This is a genomic window from Psychrobacillus sp. Z3-81 (assembly GCF_056620325.1).
This window is the reverse complement of sequence record NZ_JBWQPU010000004.1, coordinates 1-15943: the sequence shown is the minus strand read 5'-3', so window position 1 is coordinate 15943 and position 15943 is coordinate 1. Positions and strand designations below refer to the sequence as shown.

Here is a 15943-nt window from a genome sequence, read left to right as displayed (position 1 = left end):
CGAAGGCTTGTTCCTAGTTTGATTTAAGTATGAATGCCCCAAAAAAATTAGAGAACTAAAAAAAGAGCTCCCAAAGGGTAGCTCTTTTTTATAAGAAAATAAGCGCCTGCGCATTTCTTTTATTCTATGTGTTTTGTCTATTGAACTCCAATTGAAAGAGTCTCCCTGTCGACTGGAAGGGCATAGATTGTGGCCTGCGCTTTTCTTTATGCTTCTTGAATTCCGTCTAATAAGTTGGAAGCTGGCACTTCTAACGCATTAGAAAGCTTGAGGATTGTTTGTACAGATGGGATTTCACGTCCTGTTTCATATGCCTCTAGCTTACCAACACCAATTCTAGTTTTTAAAGAAAGTGTTTCAAGCGAGATTTTTCTCTCTTCTCTTAATTGCTTAAGCTGTTCATGTAATTCTTGTTTCATGATTCCATCCACCCCTTTTCATATAAAAATCCTTACTTCTAGTATAGCACAGGTATGTTAAGAAATTTATATTTAAGTGTTGACAGATCTAGAACAAATTTTTTCCCGCTCCTGCTTCAAGATGGCAAAAGAAATAAGACAGCTAAGTGGGAGATAGCCCGATTGGTTTAACTAATGATAGGTGGGGGAGGAAAGACCCCCACCTATCAAAGTATCACCTTATAGTAAGACGTTTAACAAGCCTTGTATAAAGACAAGGAGGATAGCTAACGGAGCCGCATATCTTACAATGATATGCCATATATTCATCACTCGATTAGTGACGTTAAGCTCTTCCAATAGTTCTTTTTTGGAGAACTTGTAGCCTGCAAAGATGGAGATAAATAACGCGCCTAATGGCAGACCGATACTACTTGTTAGGAAGTCAGCAAAATCAAATAGTATCATATCTAGTATTTTAATATCCGATAATACACCGAATGATAGTGCACTAGGAATGCCTACTAGGAAAATCAAAAAGCCAAAAAGCCAAGCAGCCTTTTTACGTCGTTCGTATTTTGACTTGATTCCAATAGATACTACAATTTCTAACATACTGATAGAGGATGTTAGCGTAGCAAACAATAATAAGACAAAGAATATTATTAAGAAAAATTCTCCAAAGATAATTTGTTCAAATACAGCCGGAATGATGATGAATACTAACCCAGGACCAGCATCAGGAGAAAAGCCTAAAGCAAATACTGCTGGGAAAATAACCAGGCCAGCCATGATAGAGATGACGATATTTAACACAGAAACACTAACAGCCGAGCTGCCTAAATTGGTTTCTTTTGGCATGTATGAAGCGTAGGTAATCATTCCAGATACCCCTACACTTAAAGAGAAAAATGCTTGTCCGAGAGCAAGTAAGGCAGTTTCCCAGGTGAAATAAGACCAGTCAGGAACAAATAGAAACTTTACCCCTTCCCATGCCCCTGGAAGTGTTAATGAACGAATTGCTAACACAATGAAAAAGATGAAAAGCATCGGCATCATCCATTTGCTTGCCTTTTCAATGCCTCCTTTAATTCCTCCTGAAACGATAAGGACTGTTAGGAGAATAAAAGCTCCCTGTCCTATTAAGACCTCCCAGGGATTAGAAATGACAGAATTAAAAAGATTCTCATAGAAGGATTCACCCGAGTGGTTTAAGCTTAGAGTAATAGAACGAGCCAGGTAGGAAAGGATCCAACCACCAACTACACTATAAAACGATAGAATAATAAATGAGAATATAAAGCCAGACCATCCAATTAAAAACCAAGGCTGGTTTGGCGCTAATCGTTTAAATCCAGTAACAGCGTCAGATTGTCCTTTTCTCCCGATAAGAAACTCAGCCAATAATATAGGCAGACCTATTAGTAAAGTACAGAGGATAAATAAAGCAACAAAGACGCTCCCGCCATTTGTGCCTGCCATATAGGGGAATTTCCATATTGCCCCCAGTCCGATGGCACTCCCTGCAGCTGCAAGAATAAATCCAATTTTCGAACCAAAATGATCTCTTTTTTCCATAAAAATTTGTCCTCCTTATTAAGGATTTCTTTATTGTACAAAGGAGTTTTCAAAAAGTATAGGGGGAAATGTAACAAATGCTAATAAACTTTCGTACCACTTATAACCAACAGAGAGAGCGAGGGGGAAGTATGGAAGAATCTGATTTAATTGCTAGGGCTCAAGCTGGGGATAAAGAGGCCTACTCAGACCTTATCCGAATGCATCAGCGAACTGTAGAGAAGTTTGCGTTCCAATGCGGCGTACAAATACAAGACATTCCTGATGTGAAGCAAGAAGTTTTTATAAAGCTATACAGATTTCTTCATCAGTTTCAAAAGGATCGATTTACAACATGGCTATATAAAATAATTCTCAATACAACAAGAGATTATTATCGGAAGGAAAGGAAGGAAGCGGAAAAGGAAAAGAAAGTACAAACTTTTGGAAACAATCAATTCGTTAAGTCGCCAGAAGCTAAGGTATTAGTTTTTGAAGAGGATCGTGCCTTGCATCAATCGATACAACAATTAGATGAAAATTACCGTTTTCCGATTATCCTTTTTTATTTTCATGACCTTACTTACGAGCAAATAGCAGAAGTACTAAGTATATCTATTTCCACTGTAAAGGTGAGAATGCTGAGAGCTAAAGGTCAACTAAAAATACTACTGGTTCAAGATAGGGGGGCTGAAAATGGACAATAAAGAACTTGAAGATCGATTTGAATTTTTAAAGAAGAGTTATGATCGCATTCCCTCTGAAGATCATTCGGAGGATGTAATGAAGAGAATAGCTGAACAAGACCAGGAGCAACAGCAAAAGGGCCAGAGCACCAGAAAGACGAAATGGCAAAAGCTCGGCGTTTGGGCTGTGGGTGTAGCTAGTATTGTTATTTTCGGGTTCATAGGAGCAAGTTTTCTGCTGACAGAGGATAAAAGTGAAGCAAACCTAGAGCAGAGTGAATTGACAAAAGAAGAGATTTCTGAACAAATACTAATAATTTATGAAAGGGAACGTGAAAGCTTTCGAAAAAAATTAGATCTACCTGAAGAAGAATTTTCAGCTATTCCATTTGTACAAAATGCCGACATGTTCATTGAAAATAATTCTAAAATCCAACAGCTTTCTGGCCAAGAGGATCCTGAAGAATTTATTAAGAACTTGATTATAGATTACTTCTTTGTGCTCCCAATGGACTTGATAAATGAATTAGTGGACAAAAATCAGGTGATGCCCGAAATAGAAGCATATGAATTCTTGGAGAAATATCATCGAGCTATTAATAATTATCAGCAATACGGAAACTATGGACTGGAGAAGTACCAGGAAGAGCTTGAAAAGCTGAAGGTAAATGAAAAGTATCATTTATACAACTTAGAGGCCCAGAGAGAGAACCTACCAGTAGAGCTACAAAATATTTTGAGGATTATTGAATCGCAGGGGTTACATTTAGTCGCCACTAACGAAGAAAAAAGATTAGAGGTGAGATTTAACAGGGATAACGTATTTACTCCACATATTGAAAAGTTGCTCTCCCCACTAGCTAATTCTTATATGATGTGGATGAAGGGCTATCCAATTAATGAAGATCCTATGGAATATACATTTGAAGATACGATGGAGCCATTAATCCACCTAGAGAGCATCATGGCTGTGAAGGATCAATATGATCACTATAGCGCTGATGTAATAGGAGATAGAGAGCTAACTTATAGAAGGATATTATATGAATTAATAAAAGGAGAACAGGTTCTAAACTCAAATGGAACTGTGGATGAAAAATATCAAGATATTTGGGTAACAGCATTAAACGAATACCCTGATTCCCTTGCTGCGTTTATCATCAAGCCAATCGTAGAGGAATTTATGGCAAGCGGGTGGACAGAATCTTCCTCGTGGGAAGCCTTCTCAAGAGATGATATCACAGCGAACTTGAAAAAGTTTATGGTTGGCGAGCTTACTAGGGAAGATGATCAGGCTACCTTGATAGATGACGATTTTGTTCAAAAGATTCATGGGCTATATAAAATATACGCCGATTCCAAGGATCCAGCTTTATTGAAGGAAGCAACTCCAGAAGAGATAGTTGGGTTGTACTATTACTCCATCCAATTAAAGGATTATGACACTGTATACTCTCTCTATCTGAAGGACGGTGCTATACAAATCCCGAAAGATGAGTATATGGAAGGAAACCATGTACAGATAGAGGATATACGAAAAGAATTTTCTTCCTTTCTTTCTAGGCCGGTGAATGAGGATAAAACGGTTGTAATGTTGACTCTCCAAAAAGGAGGGAATATGTATAAAGAAGAGGAATCCATTGGCTTTCAATTAAACAAAACAGAAAATGGCTGGAGACCCCGGTTTATGCCAACACAGTGAATTTTGCCCGTCCACTTTCTATTATGCTATAATTTAACATGACCAATACGTATATAAGAAAGTAGGAAAGGCAACATGACAAACACATACAAGGTAGGAGATGTTGTAACTGGTAAGGTAACAGGGATTCAACCATATGGAGCTTTCGTTAGTCTAGATGAAGAGACCCAAGGCTTAGTGCATATTTCAGAAATCACGTATGGCTATGTAAAAGAAGTCGGGGATTTTTTGATGGTGGGGCAGCAGGTAGAAGTGAAGGTTTTAGAGGTTGATGAAGAAGCAGGAAAAATTAGCCTTTCCATCAGAGAACTGCAAGAAAAACCACCAGTAAAAAAAGAAGAGAAGCCTCGAAAATCCTTACAAGCACGTATTGATGAAAATGATGAGGAAGGCTTTAACACATTAAAAGAAAAACTGGCAGACTGGATTAAACAGTCAATCAGGTAAGAAACAATAAGGTTTAGGAGGAGAAGCGACTGGAAAAATCGCTTCTCTTTTTTTGTATCTAATAAATATTGGTAACTTTTAGGTGGGTGGATATGTCTAATGGTAAAAGGGGGCGTGGACATGAGGAAGTGGATTCTCTTCATCACAATTACTTTATTCTTTCTTTCTGCTTGCAATAGTGAAAATCCATACAGGCATTATAAAGACAATGAAATGATAGGAAATGTCCTTGAGATACAGGACGAAAAGACAATTCTCATTGACATTTCTGAATGGGAGAAGCGTGGTTGGATGTCCAGCTACAATACAGACGAAGGCATCTTTTATACAGCTAAAATAACTGATGAGACAGTTATTAGGTTTGAGGATGGGACAAACGCTACAATGGAGGATGTCAAAACTGGTCAAAAGGTGTTGGTCAATCCACCACGGCGTAAGGAAATCGAAGGCTCCCCAAAAGAACTAATCTTATTAGACATGACCTTTGAAGAAAAATATGCTGGCTTACTTCCAAGTGATGGCTACCGAATTGTAGTGATGCAGCAAAAGGGGGGAATCATATCTGTGGAAGAAGAAGTTTCTATTCTAGATATGTTGAGTTTAAAACCAAAAATCAACGCTTCATGGATGGAATATGACAAAGACTACATTGTAGATTTTCAGAAAGAGCTGGACATCAAAGAATTCCCTGCCTTGCTTGTTTTTGATGAGGAAGGACTGATTTTTCAAACGAGTCATATAGAAGAACTAAAAGCTTATGTGACTAACTTAAAAAATGAGTAAAATGATAGGAGGACTGTTGAGTACTTCAACGTTTTTCTTGATGGGTTATGTATGTTCTTCTATAAGATATTTATTTATTAAGATTTATTTTTAAACAGGTAACACGAATGGTTCGGAGCAGCGTCGGCGACTCCTGCGGGAGCAGGGTGGTAGGTAAGACAGCACAGCCATGCGGGGAGCGATGGGTGCTGGCTTACCTTGTGGAGGGAAAACTAAGAACGTCACATCGTGTGACAACGTTTTCCTGACCAACATCCTGTTGGCCTCCACTCCAAGCGTCCGACGCAGCGGAGAACCTGAGACAAAAATTAAGAAGGGGTTTGGACAAAAGTGAATTCTTAAATAAAAGAGAAAACACAAAAATTATTTATGACCTGTTACCCATTTTTTCACAAGATTATTATCAAGATTTATTTATAAGAAGTTAGCCCCAATGGTTCGGAACAGCGTCGGTGACTCCTGCGGGAACAGCAAATTTATTTGCGACGAAAGCGGAGCGACAGGAGCACCGAGGGAGAGAAGGAAGGAAAACTAAAAACGTCACATCGTGTGACAACGTTTTCCTGACCAACATCCTGTTGGCCTCCGCGGAAAGCATCCGACGCAGTGAAGAACCTCACGTTTTAAAAATAAAAAAGTACTTACGATTTCTTAAAAAATATAATCGCAAGTACTGTTTTTTTGTTTTGTCCCAGCCTCTTCTCATTCAGTTTCCCTATTCTCTTTATTTTTTCATTTTTCGTAAGCGATACTGTAGGTTTTGTCTGCTCATACCTAGAGCCTCTGCAGCTTTCGTAATATTGTTGTCGTGTTTCTCTAGAGCCTTTTGTAAATAATAATTCTCTGCTTCTCTCAGATATTCATCAAGAGGTAAGAAAACCTTTTTAGAAGCTAAAATAAAATCTTCTGCTCGCTTTCCTGCATTTTGTATTTTGAATTTAAAGTGCAAAGGCAGCATATCAAATCGAAGCTTGGTCTCATTAGTGCTCATCGAACAAATTTCATCAAGGAGCAGCTCAAGCTCCTTTAGGTTGCCAGGCCATGTATAAGAAAGAAAAGCATCCATCACATCTTCTTCAATATGCTGAATAGACGTGCCATAACGATTAAGGTATCTCTTAAAATAGTCTTCCACAAAAAGGGGAATATCCTCAGGGCGATCTCTTAAAGGTGGGATGCGGATAGTAATTGTAGCGAAATGATAATACAGTTCCTTTATCAGCTTTCCTCTATTAATTAAATCAATTGGATCTTCCCCGATGCTTGCGATAAAAAGGTTACTTGTCTTATGTTTCTGCAGTATTTCATACAGCGTTATCTGTAGCTCTACAGATAACAAGTCAATTCTTTCGCAATAGATGGTGCAATCGGAGACAGCGGAAATTTCTTGCTGAAATTTTTGGATAAAATGAAAATCGGCCATGTTACAGTGCAAACTCAAAAAATATTGATTGGGCGGTGATAATTGGCGATGAATAGCCTCTGCTAGGAAATCCTTTGCTGTTCCAGCTTCTCCTATGAGCAAAACAGGCATCCTTATTTCAGATGCTTTTAAGGATTGTGCCTTTACTTCCTTCATTAAATTAGATTTGGCAATAATAGTAGAAAGGGAGATCTCTTCATCGTGTCGTTTGAATGGCTGGTAAAGAAGCTTCTCCATTGTAGTAATATCTCTGGAAAATTCAATTGCCCCAACGAGCTCCTCTTTTTCAAATACAGGGTAAGTATCATTAATGGTCGTAATTTCTTGCCCATTTCGATTCCAGTAAGTTTGCTTTACTCGAAGGATGGGTTCCTTTTGATGTAGAACCTTTAAAAGTGTACTTTCCTGTTGTTCAAATCGAAAAAGCTCCAAAATAGAGCGATCTTCCACATCTGTTATATTTAATCCTTCAATTTCTCTCATTTTTTCATTATAAATGATCGTTTTACCATGTATGTCGACAGCATGAATCCCTACACCAACATGTTCTGCTGCAAATTTATAAAATGGCTGCAGCCTTTTTTCGATGTCTTCCATTATTGTCACCTCAAGAAATTTGAAAGATTTAAGTTATTTTACTTGAAAAACGCAATTATCTTTTGCATTATTATATATAGAAATGTATTAATAGTGCAAATTATTTTTGCACCTAATCTAAAGGAGGATGTTCATGATACCGTATAAGCATGAGCCGTTTACTGATTTTTCTAAAGAAGAAAATAAAAAAGCAATTAAGGATGGATATAAAATTGTAGATTCCTATCTTGGTCAGGATTTCCCGCTAGTTGTAGGTGGAGAAAGAATTACGACAGAAGATAAGATAGTTTCATATAATCCTGCTAAAAAGACACAAGTGGTAGGGAAAGTTTCGAAGGCTAGCAGAGATATCGCTGAAAAAGCTATTAAAATAGCAGATGAAACGTTTAATACTTGGAAAAAGGTAAAACCAGAAATTCGTGCGGATGTTTTATTCAAAGCTGCAACAATTATTCGCCGTCGCAAATTCGAGTTTTCTGCATTATTATCTAGAGAAGCAGGGAAAACGTGGCTAGAAGCGGATGTAGAGGTTGCTGAAGGTATTGACTTCTTAGAATACTATGGTCGTCAAATGCTTCGTTTGAAAGACGGTCAACCGGTAGAAAGTCGTCCAGGTGAATATAACCGTTATGACTACATTCCTTTAGGGGTTGCAGTTGTTATTTCTCCATGGAACTTCCCGTTCGCTATAATGGCGGGTACTACAGTAGCAGCAATGGTTGCTGGGAATACTGTTCTTCTTAAACCAGCTTCTACAACTCCTGTGATTGCCTATAAATTTATAGAAGTTTTAGAGGAAGCGGGAATGCCAGCTGGCGTTGTTAACTTTATTCCTGGTTCTGGAGCAGAGATTGGGGATTTCTTAGTAGAGCACCCACGTACTCGCTTAATCAGCTTCACTGGTTCTCGTGATGTTGGTTTAGGAATCGTAGAGAAATCTTCTAAGTTATCAGAAGGTCAAATCTGGATCAAACGTACAATCCTTGAGATGGGCGGAAAAGATACAATCGTAGTTGATAAGGAAGCAGATCTTGATTTAGCTGCACAAGCTATTGTTCGTTCTGCTTTTGGCTTCAGCGGTCAAAAATGTTCAGCTGGTTCAAGAGCTGTAATTGTCAAGGACGTATACGATGAAGTATTGAAGCGAGTTGAAGAAGTAACGAACTCTCTATCTGTTGGTATTCCTGATAATGACGAGCATTATGTAGGACCAGTAATTGATGCAGCAGCTTACAAGAAAATTATGGACTATATTGAAATTGGTAAAGGAGAAGGCCGTTTAATCACTGGTGGTACTGGTGATGATTCAGAAGGTTACTTTATTCAACCGACTGTTATTGCAGATGTCTCTCCAACAGCACGTATCATGCAGGAGGAAATCTTTGGGCCAGTATTAGGAATTACGAAGGCAAAAGATTTTGATGAGGCAATTGATATTGCAAATAATACAGAATATGGCCTAACTGGTGCAGTTATTTCGACTAACCGTATGAATCTTGAAAAAGCACGTGAGGATTTCCACGTAGGTAACCTATACTTTAACCGTGGATGCACGGGTGCAATTGTTGGCTACCAACCATTCGGAGGCTTTAATATGTCTGGTACAGACTCTAAAGCTGGTGGACCAGATTACATCCAACTTCATATGCAAGCAAAAACTACTTCTGAAATGTTTTAATTAATTACAAATGGGCAGGCACATTTTTGAAGTGTCCTGCCTGTTTTTATAGGAGGATTATTAATGACAGTTACAGGTAAAGTAATTGAACTAACAGAAAAGTTCGGTGCAAACAACTATCATCCGCTTCCAATCGTCATTTCTGAAGCACAAGGGGTTTGGGTGAAGGACCCAGAGGGAAATAAGTATATGGATATGCTATCAGCCTATTCTGCAGTTAACCAAGGGCATCGTCATCCTAAGATTATTCAAGCGCTTAAGGATCAAGCGGATAGAGTGACTTTAACTTCCCGTGCATTTCATAATGACCAATTAGGACCATGGTATGAGAAAGTTAACTCACTTACAGGTAAAGAGATGGTTTTACCTATGAACACAGGGGCAGAGGCAGTTGAAACAGCTTTCAAGGCTGCTAGAAGATGGGCGTATGATGTAAAGGGTGTTCCAGACAATCAAGCGGAAATAATTGCTTGTACAGGAAATTTCCATGGACGTACGATGGGAGCAGTATCCTTATCTTCTGATCCTGAATATAAAAGAGGATTTGGTCCAATGCTTCCAGGGATTAAACTGATTCCTTACGGAGATCTTGAGGCTTTAAAAGAAGCGATTACGCCAAACACAGCGGCATTCTTAATTGAACCGATTCAAGGAGAAGCAGGAATTATTATTCCTCCTGAAGGGTTTATGAAAGCTGCTCTAGACCTGTGTAAAGAAAATAACGTTCTATTTATCGCTGATGAAATTCAAGCAGGCTTAGGAAGAACCGGTAAGATGTTTGCTTGTGAATGGGAAGGCATTGAGCCTGATATGTATATCCTGGGCAAAGCACTAGGAGGCGGGGTATTCCCGATTTCTTGTATCGTTGCTAATAAGGATGTATTAGGCGTTTTCAACCCTGGATCCCATGGTTCAACTTTTGGTGGAAATCCTATGGCTTGTGCAGTTTCTAACGCTGCTTTAGACGTTTTAGTTGATGAAAAGCTTGCGGAAAAATCACTAGAGCTCGGGAACTACTTTATGGAAGCGCTAAGAGAAATTAAGCATCCTTCCATTAAAGAAGTAAGAGGACGTGGATTATTTATAGGAATGGAGCTTACCGAACAGGCAAGACCATACTGTGAAGCACTAAAAGACCTTGGCTTATTGTGCAAGGAAACACATGATACAGTAATCAGATTTGCTCCTCCACTAGTAATTTCCAAAGAAGAATTAGATTGGGCATTGGATAAAATTAAAAAAGTATTCACGAATTAACAATTCTTAGACAAATTCCATTGGACATGTGATACAATGAGTGCGAAGAAATAATTATGAATTAAAGAGGCGAAATAATTATATGGCTGAAAATTTAAACCTGTTCACTTCAACGCAGGCAGTAATTAAAGAGGCTTTGCAAAAACTTGGTTATGATGAAGCGATGTATGAATTACTTAAAGAACCAATCAGAATGATGGAAGTAAGAATCCCGGTAAGAATGGATGACAACACAGTAAAGGTATTCACTGGATATAGAGCTCAACACAATGATGCTGTTGGCCCAACTAAAGGTGGAGTGCGTTTTCATCCAGGCGTAACAGATGAGGAAGTTAAAGCGCTTTCAATGTGGATGACACTGAAGTGTGGAATTGTAGATTTACCTTATGGTGGGGGAAAAGGTGGAGTAACCTGTGACCCTCGTGAAATGTCTATGGGAGAGATTGAAAGACTTAGCCGTGGCTATGTTCGTGCAATTGGACAAATTGTTGGTCCAACGAAAGATATCCCAGCTCCAGACGTTTTCACTAATGCGCAGATTATGGCATGGATGATGGATGAATACAGTCGTATGGACCAATTCAACTCTCCAGGATTTATTACTGGTAAACCACTAGTTCTTGGTGGATCACAAGGCCGCGACCGTGCGACTGCACAAGGAGTAACAATTGTTATCAATGAAGCTGCTAAAAAACGTGGAATTGATATGGTTGGCGCTCGCGTGGTGATTCAAGGTTTTGGTAATGCAGGTAGCTTCTTGGCTAAGTTCCTAAATGACCAGGGTGCTAAAGTGATAGGTATCTCTGATGCTTATGGAGCGTTGTATGATCCAAACGGTTTAGATATTGACTATTTATTAGATCGTCGTGATAGTTTTGGTACGGTTACAACTCTATTTGAAAATACAATATCTAATGAAGAATTATTAGAATTAGAATGTGATATTTTAGTGCCTGCTGCTATTGAAAATCAAATTACCTCTGAAAATGCTCATAATATAAAAGCGAAAATTGTAGTGGAAGCAGCAAATGGACCTACCACATCTGAAGCTACTCGTATTCTTTATGAGAGAGATATTTTACTAGTTCCTGATGTATTAGCAAGTGCAGGAGGAGTAACGGTATCTTATTTTGAATGGGTACAAAACAATCAAGGCTATTACTGGACAGAAGAAGAAGTAAATGAGAAGCTATTGAAAAAAATGGTGGATGCATTTGACAATATTTATGAAGTAGCAACAACGCGTAACATTAATATGCGATTAGCTGCTTATATGGTTGGTGTACGTAGAACTGCAGAAGCGTCTCGTTTCCGTGGCTGGGTATAACCAAGTTGAACCGCTTGTATTTTACAAGCGGTTTTTATTATGATTACTTTAACAGGTAAGGGAGGAATTTAGTTGAATTCATTTACATTTTATAATCCGGTTAAATTAATTTTTGGAAAAGGGCAGATTGAGAAGCTACCTACTGAGCTTTCTACATATGGCAAGAAAGTGCTGGTAGTATACGGTGGAGGAAGTATCAAAAAGAATGGCTTATATGATAAGGTAATAGACTTGCTTCAAGAAGCGGATATGGAGATTTTTGAATTGGCAGGTGTAGAGCCTAATCCTAGACTTTACACAGCTACACGTGGGGCAGAGCTGTGTAAGAAAGAAAACATAGATGTTATTCTAGCTGTTGGCGGTGGTTCCGTCATTGATTGTACGAAGCTTATTGCCGCTGGTGCAAAATATGATGGGGATCCATGGGATTTGGTTTTACGTAAGTCTCCTGTCAAGGAAGCACTTCCGTTTGGTACAGTTCTTACCCTGGCTGCTACAGGCTCAGAGATGAATTCAGGTTCTGTAATTACCAATGAAGAAACGCTAGAGAAATATGGATGGGGAAGCCCATTAACATTCCCTAAATTCTCTATCTTAGATCCGGAAAATACATTTACAGTGCCGTTAGACCAAACTGTATACGGAATTGTAGATATGATGTCTCATATGTTTGAGCAATATTATAATAATGCAACTAACACTCCTCTTCAGGATGAAATGATAGAAGGGGCGCTTAGAACGGTAATAGAGGTTGCACCAAAGCTTGTAAAGGACCTTCATAATTATGAACTTCGCGAAACAATTCTTTTCGCAGGAACTTTAGGGTTAAATGGTTTCTTGCAAATGGGCTACAACGGAGATTGGGGTAGTCATAATATAGAGCATGCAGTTTCGGCTGTATATGATATTCCGCATGCAGGTGGTTTAGCGATTATTTTCCCTCGTTGGATGAGGCATAACCTACATGTAAATCCTTCTAGATTTGCAAAGCTTGCGATTAAGGTGTTTGAAGTAGATCCTTCTGGCAAGACAGAAGAGCAGGTTGCACAAGAAGGAATCGATCGTTTAGCTGAATTTTGGGCATCCTTAGGCGCGCCATCAAGACTAGCAGATTATGAGATTGATGACACAAAGCTTGATTTAATGGTAGAAAAAGCAATGGCAAGAGGGGAATATGGTAATTTTAATAAGCTAAATGCAGAAGATACAAAAGCTATTTTAACTGCCTGCTTATAAGTGCGTTAGTAAATTCTCTATATAAGTGATAGGGGCTAAGTAAAATAAACAAGAAGCACTTATGATTCTAATTATATTTTAGAATCATAAGTGCTTTCTTAGTTTTAATACTTTATTTTTCCCTTCTTATGGTAAGCTGGCACCCATCGTTAATGCACGTGGCAGTCCTGTCATACCTACTACCATGCTCCCATAGGAGGCGTCGATACTGCTACGAGCCTATAGAGTTTCCTACTTGAAACATGGGTTCGATTATAAATTCCAATAAGAACACAATTCATAAGAAAGGAATAGTAATATCTTTCTACTATTCTACTTTGTTACTTGTCTTCAACACAGTGTGCTGGTCTTTATGATGCGTCCAGGTTCTTATTCCGTCATCCTCATCGAATGATATGGAGACATCCGTTACTCCAGGTTGATTTAGTATCAACTCTTTTACCACGTCATGGATATCATCGACTTGCTCAAAAGAAAGTGATTTGTCTACTTCTGCTCTTAGGTTTACATGCAGGTATTCTCCTTCTTTAATAACCTCTAGTTCTTGGATATCCCTTATATCGTTAACCTCTGATACGATATGAGAGATATGTACGAGCATTTGTTCATCCGTTTCGCCAAGAGCACCTCTTGCATTATCCAAGAATACTTTTCCTACTACGTAGAACATCATTACCCCGATGATGATAGAAGCAATACCCTCAGCTTGTAAAAAGCCTGTAAAGTAGGAGATTAACACTGCCACAAAAGCAAGTATACCTCCTAATGTTGCAACTAGATCCTCCATAAATACGAGTTTAGTTGCAGGTTTTGCTCTATTTAAATGAGCAAAGCTTGTAGTTAAAGGGGCCATCAAGGAGCCTTTTATCCCTGCTTCATGTAGGATTTCCTTTCCTGCTTTATACAAAACAGCAAATTCTAATAGGATGGCTATTCCTAATACGATTAAACTTATTGCTACTCCTTCTGACTCCGCAGGATGTTGAATGTGGTGCCAGCCTTCCTTTATGGTTTCGTAGGAAAGAATCCCTACTAAAATAACTGCACCGAGACATACAAGGTTTACTAAGCGACCAAATCCATTTGGAAACTTAGGAGTAGGTGCTTTTTTAGAAAGCGCTGAACCGATATATACAAAGAATTGGTTAGCCGCATCTCCGATAGAGTGCATCATTTCAGCGAACATTGCCACGTTTCCAGTAATAAAAAAAGCAACCCCTTTTAAAATAGCAATGAAAGTATTTACGATTGCTGCAATTAAAGATGGTTTGTTCCCGCTTTTCAATAGTTTAAAAATATCTCCCATAATAGTTGCTCCTTCTTCTTTTAAGTTTTAAATAGATTCTAGTTCAATTGTTTCTATAAAATCTAACTCTATAATAGATTGATAAAATTCTACCGTATTCTTCTTGGTTAGTATAGACAAACGGAGTTGAATTTCGTGTTTAATTTCCTTCTCGTCGATCCAAATATCCTTTATACGTATGTTATCTATATAGAAGCGATTTTCTATTAGATAGTCGTGAACCTTTTGGATATCTTCTAAATGAGGAACAATTACTTTTAGAGCAAGTTCTTTTGATCTTAATCTTTTTGGACCGAATTTTGTGAGGAGGGGAGGAATCAGTTCTATTCCTATAAGAACAATTAACACAGATGTAGCTGCTTCTATGTAAAACCCTGCTCCTACGGCGATACCAATTCCGCCAGCTCCCCATATCATTGCTGCGGTAGTTAGTCCGGATATACTATCATTACCTTTGCGCAGTATCACTCCTGCCCCTAAAAAACCAATTCCGCTAACAATCTGGGCAGCTAAGCGGAGAGGATCCATTGTAATGTTTACTCCTATTTGTCCTTCGTGTGCTTTATAAGCAGATTCAATAGATATGTATGTAAGTAAGCAGCTGAAAGTTGCAATTACCACACTTGTTTTAAGACCCACTGGCTTTTTTTTGAGTTCCCTTTCAATTCCTATTATCAAACTTAAAAAAGCAGCGAAAGAAAGTTTGATCATGACTTCTTTATGAAGGACTAAATCTGTTAACCAATCCATTCATTAATCCTCCTTTCTTATTGGATATTTCACCATATGTTTATTTTTGATTCTTATACTCTCACATACCCGCTTTTCAATAAATTAAATATATCTTTTTTAAGAGTGGCATTTATAAGTCAGAGTAATATTAATAGAACTTAAATAGAGCAGTTATGGAACGCTCAGATGCATTTAACAAAGGATATTATACTATTAAACAACTTTTTTTAAAAAAGGTATTGCTTTTTTAGAGAAGAAGGAGTATATTAATACTTGTCCTTCGGAACAAGCGAAAAAAACTTTCAAACGAAATAAAAAAACGCTTGACTTAATATCCGAAAGAAGTTATACTGATAAAGTTGCTGAAAGGCGACGGAAAATGAACATTGAAAACTGAACATGCAAAACGTCAAGATATACAGCGATTGAAACATATCGCAAAACAAACATGACATCATTTTATGATGATGCCAGCAAAATTTATGAGCTATCAAAGCTTATCTGTTTTGGAAGACTTCTATTATAGAGGTCAACTTTTATGGAGAGTTTGATCCTGGCTCAGGACGAACGCTGGCGGCGTGCCTAATACATGCAAGTCGAGCGGATGATGAAGAAGCTTGCTTCTTCTGATTCAGCGGCGGACGGGTGAGTAACACGTGGGCAACCTGCCCTGTAGATTGGGATAACTCCGGGAAACCGGTGCTAATACCGAATAATCCATCTCCACACATGTGGGGATGTTGAAAGGCGGCTTCGGCTGTCACTACAGGATGGGCCCGCGGCGCATTAGCTAGTTGGTGGGGTAACGGCCTAC

13 protein-coding genes and 1 rRNA gene are annotated in these 15943 nt (G+C 38.5%); 9 read left to right on the top strand and 5 right to left on the bottom strand.

The window, feature by feature from the left end:
* Positions 1–206: 206 nt before the first annotated feature.
* Positions 207–419, bottom strand: a complete 213-nt coding sequence (locus AC1ECF_RS05645; protein ID WP_480388435.1) for a helix-turn-helix domain-containing protein — start codon at positions 417–419, stop codon at positions 207–209.
* Positions 420–638: 219 nt separating this feature from the next.
* Entirely contained in the window at positions 639–1976 is a 1338-nt protein-coding gene (locus AC1ECF_RS05640) for a sodium-dependent transporter (protein ID WP_480388434.1), read from the bottom strand.
* 131 nt (positions 1977–2107) lie between these two features.
* Between AC1ECF_RS05640 and AC1ECF_RS05635 the strand changes: the two genes are divergently transcribed.
* The 4 genes from AC1ECF_RS05635 to AC1ECF_RS05620 all read left to right on the top strand — a co-directional run bounded on the left by AC1ECF_RS05635 (position 2108) and on the right by AC1ECF_RS05620 (position 5573).
* On the top strand, positions 2108–2662 hold the full coding sequence (locus tag AC1ECF_RS05635) for an RNA polymerase sigma factor (RefSeq protein WP_480388688.1): 555 nt from the start codon (positions 2108–2110) through the stop codon (positions 2660–2662).
* Entirely contained in the window at positions 2652–4343 is a 1692-nt protein-coding gene (locus AC1ECF_RS05630) for a hypothetical protein (protein ID WP_480388433.1), read from the top strand. The genes AC1ECF_RS05635 and AC1ECF_RS05630 overlap by 11 nt, the downstream gene beginning before the upstream one ends.
* Positions 4344–4418: 75 nt before the next feature.
* The gene (gene yugI / locus AC1ECF_RS05625; RefSeq protein ID WP_480388432.1) at positions 4419–4790 is read left to right on the top strand and encodes a S1 domain-containing post-transcriptional regulator GSP13; all 372 of its coding nucleotides are present in this window, start codon (positions 4419–4421) and stop codon (positions 4788–4790) included.
* A 120-nt stretch (positions 4791–4910) separates the two neighbouring features.
* A complete protein-coding gene (locus AC1ECF_RS05620; protein ID WP_480388431.1) occupies positions 4911–5573 on the top strand; it encodes a hypothetical protein in 663 nt (220 codons plus the stop codon).
* A 724-nt stretch (positions 5574–6297) separates the two neighbouring features.
* On the opposite strand, the gene AC1ECF_RS05615 is transcribed toward AC1ECF_RS05620, so the two are convergent.
* Positions 6298–7593: an AAA-type ATPase lid domain-containing protein gene (locus AC1ECF_RS05615; protein ID WP_480388430.1), complete on the bottom strand. Its 1296-nt coding sequence runs from the start codon at positions 7591–7593 to the stop codon at positions 6298–6300.
* Between the two features lie 133 nt (positions 7594–7726).
* Between AC1ECF_RS05615 and pruA the strand changes: the two genes are divergently transcribed.
* The 4 genes from pruA to AC1ECF_RS05595 all read left to right on the top strand — a co-directional run bounded on the left by pruA (position 7727) and on the right by AC1ECF_RS05595 (position 13091).
* Entirely contained in the window at positions 7727–9271 is a 1545-nt protein-coding gene (gene pruA, locus AC1ECF_RS05610) for an L-glutamate gamma-semialdehyde dehydrogenase (protein WP_480388429.1), read from the top strand.
* Between the two features lie 63 nt (positions 9272–9334).
* The gene (locus tag AC1ECF_RS05605) at positions 9335–10528 is read left to right on the top strand and encodes an ornithine--oxo-acid transaminase (protein ID WP_480388428.1); all 1194 of its coding nucleotides are present in this window, start codon (positions 9335–9337) and stop codon (positions 10526–10528) included.
* Positions 10529–10610: 82 nt separating this feature from the next.
* Positions 10611–11855 carry a Glu/Leu/Phe/Val family dehydrogenase gene (locus AC1ECF_RS05600; protein ID WP_480388427.1) on the top strand — a complete coding sequence of 415 codons (1245 nt, stop codon included), beginning with the start codon at positions 10611–10613 and terminating at the stop codon, positions 11853–11855.
* Between the two features lie 72 nt (positions 11856–11927).
* Positions 11928–13091: an iron-containing alcohol dehydrogenase gene (locus AC1ECF_RS05595; protein WP_480388426.1), complete on the top strand. Its 1164-nt coding sequence runs from the start codon at positions 11928–11930 to the stop codon at positions 13089–13091.
* A 307-nt stretch (positions 13092–13398) separates the two neighbouring features.
* Here the strand turns inward: AC1ECF_RS05595 and AC1ECF_RS05590 are convergent, their stop codons facing one another.
* Together AC1ECF_RS05590 and AC1ECF_RS05585 are read right to left on the bottom strand one after the other, a co-directional pair.
* Complete coding sequence (locus AC1ECF_RS05590) at positions 13399–14397, bottom strand: cation diffusion facilitator family transporter (RefSeq protein WP_480388425.1); 999 nt, start codon at positions 14395–14397, stop codon at positions 13399–13401.
* Positions 14398–14424: 27 nt separating this feature from the next.
* Positions 14425–15147 (bottom strand): MgtC/SapB family protein, encoded by a 723-nt coding sequence (locus AC1ECF_RS05585; protein ID WP_480388424.1) that lies wholly within the window; start codon positions 15145–15147, stop codon positions 14425–14427.
* A 517-nt stretch (positions 15148–15664) separates the two neighbouring features.
* On the opposite strand from AC1ECF_RS05585, the gene AC1ECF_RS05580 reads away from it, so the two are divergent.
* Positions 15665–15943, top strand: a 16S ribosomal RNA gene (locus tag AC1ECF_RS05580); the annotation flags it as partial.

Bases quoted from the DNA above. Each gene is read 5' to 3' on its own strand.
- AC1ECF_RS05630 (WP_480388433.1), top strand. From the start codon at position 2,652: ATGGACAATAAAGAACTTGAAGATCGATTTGAATTTTTAAAGAAGAGT.
- AC1ECF_RS05590 (WP_480388425.1), bottom strand. From the start codon at position 14,397: ATGGGAGATATTTTTAAACTATTGAAAAGCGGGAACAAACCATCTTTA.
- AC1ECF_RS05600 (WP_480388427.1), top strand. From the start codon at position 10,611: ATGGCTGAAAATTTAAACCTGTTCACTTCAACGCAGGCAGTAATTAAA.
- AC1ECF_RS05635 (WP_480388688.1), top strand. From the start codon at position 2,108: ATGGAAGAATCTGATTTAATTGCTAGGGCTCAAGCTGGGGATAAAGAG.
- AC1ECF_RS05645 (WP_480388435.1), bottom strand. From the start codon at position 419: ATGAAACAAGAATTACATGAACAGCTTAAGCAATTAAGAGAAGAGAGA.
- AC1ECF_RS05640 (WP_480388434.1), bottom strand. From the start codon at position 1,976: ATGGAAAAAAGAGATCATTTTGGTTCGAAAATTGGATTTATTCTTGCA.
- AC1ECF_RS05615 (WP_480388430.1), bottom strand. From the start codon at position 7,593: ATGGAAGACATCGAAAAAAGGCTGCAGCCATTTTATAAATTTGCAGCA.
- AC1ECF_RS05585 (WP_480388424.1), bottom strand. From the start codon at position 15,147: ATGGATTGGTTAACAGATTTAGTCCTTCATAAAGAAGTCATGATCAAA.
- yugI (WP_480388432.1), top strand. From the start codon at position 4,419: ATGACAAACACATACAAGGTAGGAGATGTTGTAACTGGTAAGGTAACA.
- pruA (WP_480388429.1), top strand. From the start codon at position 7,727: ATGATACCGTATAAGCATGAGCCGTTTACTGATTTTTCTAAAGAAGAA.
- AC1ECF_RS05605 (WP_480388428.1), top strand. From the start codon at position 9,335: ATGACAGTTACAGGTAAAGTAATTGAACTAACAGAAAAGTTCGGTGCA.
- AC1ECF_RS05620 (WP_480388431.1), top strand. From the start codon at position 4,911: ATGAGGAAGTGGATTCTCTTCATCACAATTACTTTATTCTTTCTTTCT.